10 protein-coding genes are annotated in these 10866 nt (G+C 66.0%); 7 read left to right on the plus strand and 3 right to left on the minus strand.

The features are described from left to right. Positions 1-5: 5 nt before the first annotated feature. Both KBI44_16515 and cadA read left to right on the plus strand, forming a co-directional pair. Positions 6-344, plus strand: a complete 339-nt coding sequence (locus KBI44_16515; GenBank protein MBP9146083.1) for a P-II family nitrogen regulator — start codon at positions 6-8, stop codon at positions 342-344. Continuing rightward, complete coding sequence (gene cadA / locus KBI44_16520) at positions 334-2499, plus strand: cadmium-translocating P-type ATPase (GenBank protein ID MBP9146084.1); 2166 nt, start codon at positions 334-336, stop codon at positions 2497-2499. Before KBI44_16515 ends, cadA begins: the two co-directional genes overlap by 11 nt. A 27-nt stretch (positions 2500-2526) precedes the next feature. Here cadA and KBI44_16525 read toward each other — a convergent pair whose 3' ends face one another. Beyond that, positions 2527-3489 (minus strand): pirin, encoded by a 963-nt coding sequence (locus KBI44_16525; GenBank protein ID MBP9146085.1) that lies wholly within the window; start codon positions 3487-3489, stop codon positions 2527-2529. Between the two features lie 773 nt (positions 3490-4262). Here KBI44_16525 and KBI44_16530 point away from each other — a divergent pair. From KBI44_16530 to KBI44_16540, 3 genes are all read left to right on the plus strand, one after another. Then, positions 4263-5051, plus strand: coding sequence for a hypothetical protein (locus KBI44_16530; protein MBP9146086.1), 789 nt, complete (start codon positions 4263-4265; stop codon positions 5049-5051). 91 nt (positions 5052-5142) lie between these two features. Beyond that, entirely contained in the window at positions 5143-5367 is a 225-nt protein-coding gene (locus KBI44_16535) for a hypothetical protein (GenBank protein MBP9146087.1), read from the plus strand. Positions 5368-5388: 21 nt separating this feature from the next. Beyond that, positions 5389-5901: a hypothetical protein gene (locus KBI44_16540; GenBank protein ID MBP9146088.1), complete on the plus strand. Its 513-nt coding sequence runs from the start codon at positions 5389-5391 to the stop codon at positions 5899-5901. 709 nt (positions 5902-6610) lie between these two features. On the opposite strand, the gene KBI44_16545 is transcribed toward KBI44_16540, so the two are convergent. After that, positions 6611-7909, minus strand: a complete 1299-nt coding sequence (locus KBI44_16545; GenBank protein MBP9146089.1) for a hypothetical protein — start codon at positions 7907-7909, stop codon at positions 6611-6613. Between the two features lie 418 nt (positions 7910-8327). Between KBI44_16545 and KBI44_16550 the strand changes: the two genes are divergently transcribed. Together KBI44_16550 and KBI44_16555 are read left to right on the plus strand one after the other, a co-directional pair. Further along, positions 8328-8582, plus strand: coding sequence for an AbrB/MazE/SpoVT family DNA-binding domain-containing protein (locus KBI44_16550; GenBank protein ID MBP9146090.1), 255 nt, complete (start codon positions 8328-8330; stop codon positions 8580-8582). Beyond that, positions 8563-8985: a type II toxin-antitoxin system VapC family toxin gene (locus KBI44_16555; protein ID MBP9146091.1), complete on the plus strand. Its 423-nt coding sequence runs from the start codon at positions 8563-8565 to the stop codon at positions 8983-8985. The genes KBI44_16550 and KBI44_16555 overlap by 20 nt, the downstream gene beginning before the upstream one ends. A 602-nt stretch (positions 8986-9587) precedes the next feature. Here the strand turns inward: KBI44_16555 and KBI44_16560 are convergent. Beyond that, positions 9588-10652 (minus strand): hypothetical protein, encoded by a 1065-nt coding sequence (locus tag KBI44_16560; GenBank protein MBP9146092.1) that lies wholly within the window; start codon positions 10650-10652, stop codon positions 9588-9590. Between the last annotated feature and the right edge of the window lie 214 nt (positions 10653-10866).

Genomic DNA, 10866 nt, shown 5'->3' on the forward strand with positions numbered 1-10866 from the left:
TCACGATGAAAGAGATCAAGGCAATCGTGCAGCCGTTCATGGTGGAAGAGATCCTGCATCGCCTCGAGAACCTCGAGATTCCAGGCGTCACTCTCTCCGAGGTTCGGGGCTGGGGCCGATCCCGGGCGGAGGGGGCGCGCGAAACCGTACAGGAAGCCGGCCACGCCTTCGCACTCAAGACGAAGATCGAGATTGTGGTGCCGGACGCCATGGTGGCGCCCATCGTCGACGCGATCGCCTCCGCCGCGCGCACGGGTCGACCCGGCGACGGCAAGATCTTCGTTTTGGGTGTCGAGCGTGTCCTTCGCATCCGCACCGGGGAGGAGAACGAGGATGGCCTCTGAGAGGGCGCGTGCGTTTCGGGTCGCCGGCATGGACTGCGCCGAAGAGATCGCGACGCTTCGCCGGGAGGTCGGTCCTGTCGTGGGCGGCGAAGCGAAGCTCGGCTTCGATCTCCTGCGCGGCAGGATGACCGTCGACGCGGACATGAAGTCCGTGCCCGACTCGGCGATCGTCACCGCGGTCCGAAAGGCGGGGCTCGCGGCCGAGCCCTGGCGAGCCGAAGGCGACGACGGCAGCAACGACCGCCTGCGGAGACGGCGCCTCGTCTCGACGGTGGTCTCCGGTTCCGCGACCGTCGCCGGATTCCTGCTTCATGCCGCCCTGGCGGGCGGCTTCGGAGCGGCGCTGGGCCGCGAGGGCATGGGCGGCGGGCACGCAGTCCCGCTTGCCGCACGACTGGTGTACGTCGTCGCCGTTCTGGCCGGGCTCGTCACTGTGGCACCCAAGGCATGGCTAGCCTTTCGCCGGTTCCGGCCCGACATGAACCTGCTGATGACGATCGCGGTCCTCGGAGCCATCGTGATCGGCGAGTGGTTCGAGGCCGCGACCGTGGCCTTCCTGTTCGCGTTCTCGCTCGCGCTCGAGGCCTGGAGCGTCGGGCGCGCGCGCCGGGCCATCGCAAAGCTCCTCGATCTTGCGCCCCCGACTGCGCGCCTCGTTGCGCCGGACGGGGAACGCGAAGTCCACCCTTCGGAAATCGCGGTCGGATCGCGCGTCGCCGTCAGGCCGGGCGAGCGCATCCCGCTCGATGGGCGGGTGCTCACCGGGCGTTCGACGCTGAACCAGGCGCCGATCACGGGCGAGAGCCGACCGGTCGAGAAGCGACCGGGGGACGAGGTGTTCGCGGGCACCATCAACGGGGCGGGTGCACTCGAATTCGAGACGACGTCCGCAGCCGAAGCGACGATGCTGGCCAAGATCCTGCGCCTGGTCGAGGAGGCGCAAGCTCGGCGCTCGCCCTCCGAGCGCTGGGTCGATCGCTTCGCCGCGATCTACACACCGTTCGTGTTTGTGACCGCCCTCCTCGTCGCGTTGCTGCCGCCGCTCCTGTTCGGCGCGGGCTGGGGCGAGTGGGGCTATCGGGCGCTCGTGCTCCTGGTCATCGGCTGTCCGTGCGCCTTGGTCGTCTCGACGCCCGTCGCCGTCGTCGCAGGGCTAGCAGCCGCCGCGCGGCACGGTGTGCTGGTCAAGGGTGGGGCCTTCCTCGAAGCGCCGGCCAGGATCCGCGCGTTCGCCTTCGACAAGACCGGGACTCTCACCCACGGCAGGCCGCGCGTGCTGGCGGTCGTGCCGCTCTCCGGTCACGACGAACGCGAGCTTCTCGAGCGCCTTGTCGCCCTCGAGGCGCGGAGCGAGCACCCGCTCGCGGCAGCCATTCGCGACTACGCCGCGGACAAGGGCGTCTCCGCGCCGCCCGCAGAGGACTTCCAGGCCCTCGAAGGCAAAGGGGCCGCGGGCACCGTCGACGGGCGCACGTTCTGGGTCGGTTCGCATCGCTACCTCGAGGAGCGGGGCCAGGAAACTCCCGAAGTCCACGAGCGGCTCGAAGCGATGTCGCAGGCGGGACAGACCGCCGTGGTCGTCGGCAACGAGACCCATGTCTGCGGCCTCGTCGCCGTGGCCGACGGCGTGCGCTCAAACGCCCGCGAGTCCCTCAGGGAGCTCCATCGGCTGGGTATCGAGACGACCGTAATGCTGACCGGTGACAACCGCGGCACGGCCGAGGCGATCGGCCGCGAGACCGGGGTCTCGGAGATCCGAGCGGAACTCCTTCCCGACGAGAAGGTCACGGCGATCCGCGAGCTCGTCGAGCGCTACGGGCGCGTGGCGATGGTCGGCGACGGGATCAACGATGCGCCGGCTCTGGCCAGTGCGAGCCTGGGCATTGCCATGGGCGGGGCGGGTTCAGACGCCGCCATCGAAACGGCTGACATCGCGCTGTTGTCGGACGATCTGTCGCGCCTGCCATGGCTCATTCGGCACTCCCGGCAAACGTTGGGAGTCATCCGCCAGAACATCACCTTCTCGCTCGCCGTGAAGGCGATCTTCGTCGCGCTCACGTTCCTTGGAGCTGCATCGCTCTGGGCTGCCATCGCCGCCGACATGGGCGCTGCCCTTCTCGTTGTCGCCAACTCGCTTCGCCTCCTCCGCGGTTGAGTCTCCGGGGGGTCTCGAAAGCGCGCGTCACAGTTTCATCGGTGCACGTCGCGGCGCCACGTGAGTCGCTGACGGCTCGAGAACTAGGCCCTTGCTTCCGCAACCGACACGGACCTCCGGGTAGTAGTCGATGACGTTTCGCAGGTAGCTGAGGAACCGCTTCTTGAAATGCCGGGGGTTGGAGTACCTCGAGCCGAACTGGAGCGCCAGCGATGCCCATGGGATCGTGACCGGCCGACGGAGCCGGAAGAAGCGCCAGGTCAGCCAGACGTAGATGTCGATCTCGAAAGGCGACCGGAGGGCGCGCAGGACCCGCAGGTCGAGTGGGACCGGCGCCTCGGTCGCCTCCCGGAAGAAGCGGTCCGAGAGCAGGACGTGCGAGCCCCAGGCTGCCTCACCCTTACCAGGCCGCGGGTCCCACCAGAGCTCCCGCTTCTCGGCGATCAGGAAGCCGTCGCCGGCGTGCCGGCCCTGGCTCTCGTCGTGGAAGATGCACTGGAAGGTCGAGGCGAAGAGCCGCTGGAGCTGCTCCCGGAGCATCGGCAGCGACCCGCGCGGCCCCGTGGTCGGCGGGATGCCGAGGGCGGCGCAGAAGTGGGAGAAGTGACTGCCGAGCTCGATGTCGGGGCTCTTGCGGCGCACCGCTTCCGTCGTCAGGTAGGCCAGGACCAAACGAGGGTACCGGCCGAACGGGAGCCCGACGTCCGTCGGCGCCAGGATCGAGAGCGTGAAGTGGCCGTTCCGCCGGACGAACTCATTGGTCTTGGGGTCGCTGTGGGGGAGGGTCGCCTGGACCAGCGCCCGGGCCAGGAAACCGACCTCGCCGGCGGCGTAGGCGTCCTCCTGGTCGAGATAGAGCGCCTGTCGAATCAGGCTGCCGGCGCGCTTGGTCTGCCGGGCTCGAGGCTCAACATCTGTAGAATGAAACTGTGACGCCGGGGCTCCGGGGAGCACCAGCTCGAGCTGCGGGTTTGCCGGCTTCCAGACCATACTGCCCCTCCGCTCCGCTGCCGGGCAGCGGAAACCAGAGAGGGACGGCGACGCCGGAGCCGGCCGTAGGGCCGGTCCGGGACTGCCGCGCAGAGGCTCGAGAACGTTGCTGGCGTGGGTTCTGGCTCACGCCGCCCGCCTGAGTGCCGCGACGTCGTGGAGCCAGGCGAACAGGGTGTTCGAATCCCATTTGGTGTTCGAACTCCCAACCGTTTGGGCTACCAGATTCTCTAACTCCAGTCTCTTCAGGTAGTTCTCCTATTCTTCTTCTGCCTGCAGCATGGCGGGCTGCGTCTGGGCAGTTTCGTGACGGGCACAGCTCATCCAATGGACTCGGAAGGATCTGTGCCTCGCCCTTATCGTGCGGTTCGAACTCGGCACCGAGAGGGTGACCGCACCTTCCGCCGGTTCGCTTCCCGCCCCTGAGCAAGCCTCGAACCCTCGACAGTTTGACTCAACATGCGCACTTGACAGGCCTGTCAAGGCAGTGTATTTAGTCAAGTATGCGGGCGCCCAGCGAGCAGCAAGCTCTCCAACAGATTCCGCGACGCCTGGCCGATCTCCTCGGCCTCGCGCCGAATGACGCCAAGATCCGACGTCAGCTGGGAGGGGCGCGCAACGCCGACGCAGTCGTCGGGCTCGGCGGCTTCACCTTCGTTGTCCAATGGACGGGCTCGGGCACCATCGCTCGCGTTTCAGACGCCGCATGGCATGCCCAAGAGCAAGCCTCTAAGGTCGGCAAGCGCGCGATTCCCGTGGTGGCTGTGCCCTTCATGGGACCCGCAGGTCGGGAGCGCTGCGAAGAGTTGAATGTCGGCTGGCTCGACTTGAGCGGCAACGCCCGCCTCGTGGCCCCTGGCCTCCGCGTGCAGATCGAAGGTCAGGCGAATCGGTACAAGGGCCCGGGCCGGCCGGCGAGCGCTTTCGCTCCCAAGAGCTCGCGCATCTCTCGCTGGCTGCTCATGCACCCCAACCAGCCGCTGACCCAACGAGAGCTCGCGACGGCGACGAAGATGGACGAGGGCTTCACCAGCCGGATCGTCGCCAAGCTCGAGTTCGACGAACTCATCGTCCGAGAGGCGAACGGGAGGATCCGAGCTCGCGATCCGAACCTGCTCCTGGACGCCTGGGCCGAGAGCTACAGTTTTGCCAAGCACCGTATCCTCCGCGGTCACGTCCCGGCGCGAAGTGCGGAGGCACAGCTGCGCGCCATGACTGAGATCTTCGCAAGGAAGCGCCAGCCGTATGCCGCGACCGGCCTTGCCGCGGCGTGGCTCCTCAATCGCTTCGCGGGGTTTCGAATCGTGACGATCTACCTCGCGAGCGAGCCCGATGCGCCGCTGCTCGAACAACTTGGCTTTCGCGAGGCCGAGCCCGGAGCGAACACCTGGCTGGTCGTTCCCAACGACGAGGGGGTGTTTCAGGGCGCAAGCGACCAGGATGGCGTGCGATGTGTCCACCCCATCCAGGCCTACCTCGACCTGCAGGAACACCCTGAGCGCGCCAAGGAGGCTGCCCAGCAGCTACGAAAGGACCTGCTGAAGTGGAAGGCCGATGACTGAAAAGCCAACGACGGCAGCTGGCTACCGCAGGGAGCACCTAGCGCTCGTCCGTGCAACCTGACTTTATATCGCCACCAAGCTGGGCGACCTGATGGACGACCTCGTCGTAGTCGGCGGTTTGGTTCCATCGCTGCTTGTCGATCAGAGGAGTGGCGAGGTGGGCTTCGAGCGACACGCCGGCACGATGGATCTCGACATCGGCTTGACAGCCGCACTCCTCGATCGTGGCAGGTATCGGGAGATCTCGGACCGCATGAGACGGTCCGGGTTCGCGCAGGACGTGAACGACGCCGGGAATCCGACACGCCAGCGATGAAAGATCGAGGCACAGGAGAAGGTGACCATCGACTTCCTCATGCCGCCGACGTCGCCGGGAGATCGCGGGGGCTCACTCCGCGACCTCGAAACGGACTTCGCTGCCGTGGTCGCCCCGGGGCTGCAGCTGGCTTTCAGGGACCGCGTCCTTATCTCGCTATCGGGCCAGACGATCGCCTGCGAAGAGGCGACCCGCGACATCTGGGTCTGCGGCGCCGGGGCCTACGTTGTTCTGAAGGCCTTGGCCTTCGGCCTCCGGGGCGAAAACAAGGATGCCTACGACCTCTTCTACGCTCTGCGCAACTATGGCGCCAGCATCGAGAACGTCGTCGAGTGCTTGAGGCCGCTCCTGGACGACGAGAACGCGATGAAGGCGATCGAGATCCTGCGGCGGGATTTCCTGAGCGACAACAGCGTGGGTCCCCGGCGCGTCGCGGAGTTTCAGACGGGCGGGACCGACGTCGCGATCCAGGCGGACGTCGTGGGTTTCGTTGGCGATCTTCTTCGGCGAGCAACCCGATCCGTATCAACCTGACTCCGTCAGGCAGGCGAGCCGCCGAAAGCGAGCAGTCGTCGCGCGGAGCCTGCAAGCAGCTCGGTAGGGAGCTGCCAGCATTGTGCGCTCACAAAGGAAGAACAGACGGCTGGATAAAGCGGTCGACGGCCCTGATCGTCGGTTTGATCTCGCGGTCACGGACGCTGGTCCGGTACGCCAAGAAGACGCCTCTTCAAACCTCCTGGACCTCGCCCCGCTGCTCGAGTTCCGGCGCAACCTGCAGGCGCTCGAGCTTGCCATGAGGGCGGCGTAGGCGAGTCTACGGGCTGCCCGAAGCTCGAGCCCAAGCCGCTCGCCCGCGCTACCGCCGCGGCTCGCTCGGCGCCTACCTGTTCGAGGAAACGGAGCTCTCCATACGGGGCGAGCTGTGTTGAGCGCGCCGCTGACCTATTTCGATGCGCAGGGAGTTCGGCGGATCAGAGCAACGAAGATCGTTCGTTCGGTCGGTCGCCCGCACCACAACGCCGGATACCACCTCGATCGATGTAGGGCGCGATCCACCTCGACCAACCCCTCGCGCGAGATCGCCTCACGATTCAAGGAGCGTTCCGTACCAGAAATCCGAGCTTCTCGCACCCTCCCGGTCGGGTCCACGGTAACGTCGAAGTAGCGGTGTTCCGAGACACACCCATCGCCGGAACAGCGGATGCAGCAGTCGTCGCGGCGAAGAAGCACCACCGGCTGCGCGTCAGGGAAGGGTCCAGGTAATGGTGCTTCCAGCCTCGAAGCCGTCGCCAAAGATGAGCGGCAGATCCTGGAGGCAGTAGATCGACAGGGCAAGGCTACAGTTCGTAACCACCGGGTCGTCCGTCCATCGCGAATCGGCGAAGGCGTAGTAGCCAACATCGCCGTCGAGCCCGGCCGAGGCGCTCGTCCAGTCGGCACAGTGGTTCTCGTTGACCGCTCCGAGCAAGGTCGTGCCGGTCCAGGCATAGGACCCGCCGCGATAGTCTCCCAACTCGTTCACGTTCAGGCTGGTGTTGAGGAACCCATGTGTCAGCTGGGCGATGTTGGAAGCGATCCTGGTTCGATCGGGGCGGATCCAGGGGCCGTCGTGCTGAAACCGATCGCGGGCGTCAACAGTTGCCGTTGAGAGCCAGGCCTTGAACGACTCGGGATGGGGCAACCCAGCGCCGACGGCAAGCGTGCGGCAGATCTGATCTCCAGCCGCAAGACCGGCGAGGCCGTTCGCTTGCGGCCAGGTCTGCAGTCGGCCGCTGCCCGTCGCGGACGAGTGAAAGGCGAGTCGCCCCCAGGAGTAGAACGCGGAGGGGCCGACCGGGGCCGCGCTGGCAGCCTGCATGCAGAGCAGCCGCTGTTGGAGGCTGCAGGTGTGGCCCGATCCCCCGGCGTCGGTCCAGGATATTCCGGTGCCCGCGGTTGAGCCAATACTGGCCTGGTCGCCGGAATCGCCGCTCGTCCAGTCCTCGCACGCGTTGCCGAAGCCGTCATCGTTCGTGCCGTCCTGCTTGGTGCCGGTCCAGTATTCGTCCTGCACGACCGCAGCGCCGGTCTCGAGGACCTGGGCGGGAGTAAAGACCTGGTAGTGGGGGCTCAGCAACAATGGAATTTGTGCGGCGAAGATCCGGGGCTGCGCGCCCTCTATGAGAAACCAGGGGCCGGCTGCGGCCGGTAGAGTGGCCTGGCCGCAGTCGTCGGCGACCTTTCCGAACAGACCGTGGACGCGACAGTACGCGTCGCTCGCCGAGTCCGAGAGCCAGGCGCGATAGCTGGTGGGATTGCCCAACCCGGCCGACTGTGCGAGCGAGACGCAGATGGCGTCGCCGGCATCGATTCCGATCGCGCTCCCGGCCTGTGGCCAGGAGCCGAGATCGCCGCTGCCCATGGCCGAGGAGAGAAAGGCGCGGAGGCCCTGGGACGGCGTGGCAGCCAGCGACAGCAGGACGAAAACTGCGGCGTATTGGTGTTTGTTGTTCATCGAGAGCTCCCCCTCCTTGGTGGTGACTGCCTTCGCGCTCGGTGTCATCCGGTCCCTTCATGCTGACCGTCACCAGCGCGCCGAAAGGGACAGAGCGGCGTCGTCGGGGCGCGCCGCGGGCGGGCGGTAGACTCCCTCGTCGAGGACTGGCGCAAGGCTGAGCCGAATAATCCCCGCTAGGAGCGGATGTGGGAGCTGTTCCACCAGGCCCTCGAGCGGCCGAAGGAGGAGCGCCACACTTTCTCGAATGCCCACTGCGGTGACGACCCCGACCTCGGCCGCCAGGGCGTCTTTCTTCGCCGCGGCTTGGGTGTGTTCGAGTCTCCAGAGCTACCTTCGCAAGAGGCGCGGCGATATGGCGCCGAAGATCGGAGCCGCGCGGGGAACGCTCTCGGCGCGGCGGCCGAGCACTTCGGTTCAGATGGGGGCGGTCTATACTCTTGGTATATGCCAAGAAGGGAGACCCATGACCACTACTGCCAAGCTGTTCAAGAACGGACGCAGCCAGGCCGTGCGCCTGCCGCGCGAGTTCAGGTTCGAAGGAGATGAGGTAAGAATACGCCGCGCCGGGCGTGGAGTGCTCGTGGAGCCGATGTTCACGGACGTCTCGAAGTGGTTCGCGGAATTGGACCGCCTGAGCGCCGGGCCCTTCATGCCGGAAGGCCGCCAGCAGCCATCCACCCCACGGCGTGGCGTCTTCGATGACGACCTACCTGCTTGATACGAACGCCTGCATCGCGCTGATCAACGGCACGGAGGCCAACGTCCGACGCCGATTCCAGCGCGCCGTGGCCCGCGACAGCGTGGTTCTGCTGTCGTCGATCGTGGCGTTCGAGCTCTGGTATGGAGTCGCGAAGAGCCCGCGGAAGGACAGCAACAGGCAGCGACTCGAGGCTTTCTTCGCTGGTCCACTCGAGTGGACTCTGTTCGACGAAGACGACGCGCAGGCCGCTGGAACCGTACGCGCCGAGTTGGAGGCCTCAGGAACACCGATCGGCGCTTACGACGTCCTCCTGGCGGGGCAAGCCCGGCGACGGGGCGCAATCCTCGTCACTTCCAACACGAAGGAGTTCGTCCGCGTGGACGGTTTGAAGCGGGAGGACTGGGCAGTCTCTCGGCGCTAGAACAGGGCACCCGGCATGGACCTCATCTCGGGCCCGGTCGATCAGACGTCGTCGTCCGAGGCCAAGATTGCCCACTTCCGATCCCTCTTTCGCGGTCGAGACGACATCTACCCTCGCCGGTTCGAAAGCCGGAAGACCGGGAGGGCCGGCTATGGAGCCGTCCGTGCGAACGCTTGGGCTCGCGGGATCTGCGAGAAGAGTGGCGTCCGCTTGAGTGGTGTATGAGTTTTCTCTTTCCTCGCCGTCGGGCCTGTGGGCGCTGTGGGAAACGCGATGCGTTTTCCACAGGGTCCATAGGCCGGCGCCGCAACGGCTTCGCGTACGTTCTCGCGCAACTCCTCCCAGGTATCTCCCTGGGCGAAGATCCCTTCGGTCAAACACTCGGCGACGAAGCCGCCATCGCCCTCCCGGCCTACCTCAAAGATCACTTCCGACATGGCCGGTGGGTAGCCGCTCCTCGGCCCGCAATCAAGCCGCGGGCTCGGGTCCACCCGGCCCCCCTGCGCCGGCCGGCCGTCGTGAGCACACCGGTAACACGGGTTTGAATCCCGGCTGACAAAGCTGTTCCGAGGCTTTGACGTTCGAGACCAGAGCTGCTGCCGTCAAGGCGATTTCTGGAGGGAGAGTAGTTGCTGAACCAAGCGATTCGCGGCCGCTAGTTCTGGGACCTCTGGATACCAGGTGTGCTCGTAGCCGCCGTATGTCAGCGTGAACTCGTTGACCCGCTCGGAATGGCTCGCACTCTCGATCCAGAAGAACTTGAAGTACGTCGGAGCCGCCTCAGAGGCAGACCTTTCCCCCTTCCCAGTGGCCCGCATTCTTGCGTCGAAGAGCGGCTTGTTGAACTCATAGACGCCGGATTCTTGGATGTCCTGCCAAAGCGCTTCGACCTTGGGTGGCTGGAAGCGCACTCCGAATTCGCGGGTGAAACTGGAAGGGATCCTGGTCGGAGAGTCGCTGACTACGAGCGCTCCATCGCCATAGAGTCGCGCGATGCGCCAATTTGGGGAGTTGGGCGAGTAGGAAGCGATTTCGAGAATTAGAGCGTCGGTCCTTCGGTTCCAGGTTGCTACCGGAGCGGACTCGCCAGCGGGTTCTCTAGCGAGTTCGAGTAACTGCAGCACCCGGTGCGCTGCACCGAGCTCGGGAACATCTTGATGCAAGCTGGCAAACGCGGCGCCTCCCTCGAGAACGAGGGAGCTGGTGGGCGCTCCCCGAGTACCATCGGTTCCCCATTCAGGTGCGATGGCGATCAATAGGGTCGGGGCATCCATCGAGTGAGCCACCGGTCCCCTCGAGGCCACGATGGCGTTCATTCGGTTCGCGTCCAGTTCACCGAGCCCAGACTCGAAGACGTCTCGCTCAAGTTCCGCTAGCTGCGATCGACTGAGGCGGGTTGACCAGAGCTTGACCGGCCTGCGACTTTCGCTATCGAACCGCTGCCCCTGGAGCCTTCCATCACCGAAGATCTGGTAGACGTATCGACTGCGCGAGCCTCCGCCGGGTCCAAACTCGATCGCGACTGCTGTGGCCCCAGGGTTCGGGCTGAACGTATTGCCCCGCGCGGCGAAGGCGCCTGAACCGGAGACGAGCCACACGAGCGTCAAGAACTCAAGAATCGAGGCCTTGCGCCACCGGTCCGGGAGGATAGGAGTGCTGCGCCTCATGGTCACCTCCTCCGCTTCATTGTAGACCGCTGGGCCGGCGACGCTCTCTTCGGACAATGGCCCTGCTGGCGCCACTTGGGCCAGCACCCTCAGGCCCCAGCCTGGCCGAGTACGTCGCCCGCAACCTAACCGTTGCCGGCGCGTACTAGCCGTATCGACCGCAGCCCGAACGGAGTGAGACGATGAGCATCAGCCGCCGGTCCTTTCTCAAGGC

This window comes from Thermoanaerobaculia bacterium, from assembly GCA_018057705.1.
GTDB lineage: Bacteria > Acidobacteriota > Thermoanaerobaculia > Multivoradales > JAGPDF01 > JAGPDF01.

What these genes read in the sequence shown, in the direction of transcription:
- KBI44_16515 (MBP9146083.1), top strand. Translation starts at nt 6, where the DNA reads ATGAAAGAGATCAAGGCAATCGTGCAGCCGTTCATGGTGGAAGAGATC.
- KBI44_16525 (MBP9146085.1), bottom strand. Translation starts at nt 3,489, where the DNA reads ATGGTCTGGAAGCCGGCAAACCCGCAGCTCGAGCTGGTGCTCCCCGGA.
- KBI44_16555 (MBP9146091.1), top strand. Translation starts at nt 8,563, where the DNA reads ATGACGACCTACCTGCTTGATACGAACGCCTGCATCGCGCTGATCAAC.
- KBI44_16560 (MBP9146092.1), bottom strand. Translation starts at nt 10,652, where the DNA reads ATGAGGCGCAGCACTCCTATCCTCCCGGACCGGTGGCGCAAGGCCTCG.
- KBI44_16535 (MBP9146087.1), top strand. Translation starts at nt 5,143, where the DNA reads ATGGACGACCTCGTCGTAGTCGGCGGTTTGGTTCCATCGCTGCTTGTC.
- cadA (MBP9146084.1), top strand. Translation starts at nt 334, where the DNA reads ATGGCCTCTGAGAGGGCGCGTGCGTTTCGGGTCGCCGGCATGGACTGC.
- KBI44_16530 (MBP9146086.1), top strand. Translation starts at nt 4,263, where the DNA reads ATGGGACCCGCAGGTCGGGAGCGCTGCGAAGAGTTGAATGTCGGCTGG.
- KBI44_16550 (MBP9146090.1), top strand. Translation starts at nt 8,328, where the DNA reads ATGACCACTACTGCCAAGCTGTTCAAGAACGGACGCAGCCAGGCCGTG.
- KBI44_16545 (MBP9146089.1), bottom strand. Translation starts at nt 7,909, where the DNA reads ATGACACCGAGCGCGAAGGCAGTCACCACCAAGGAGGGGGAGCTCTCG.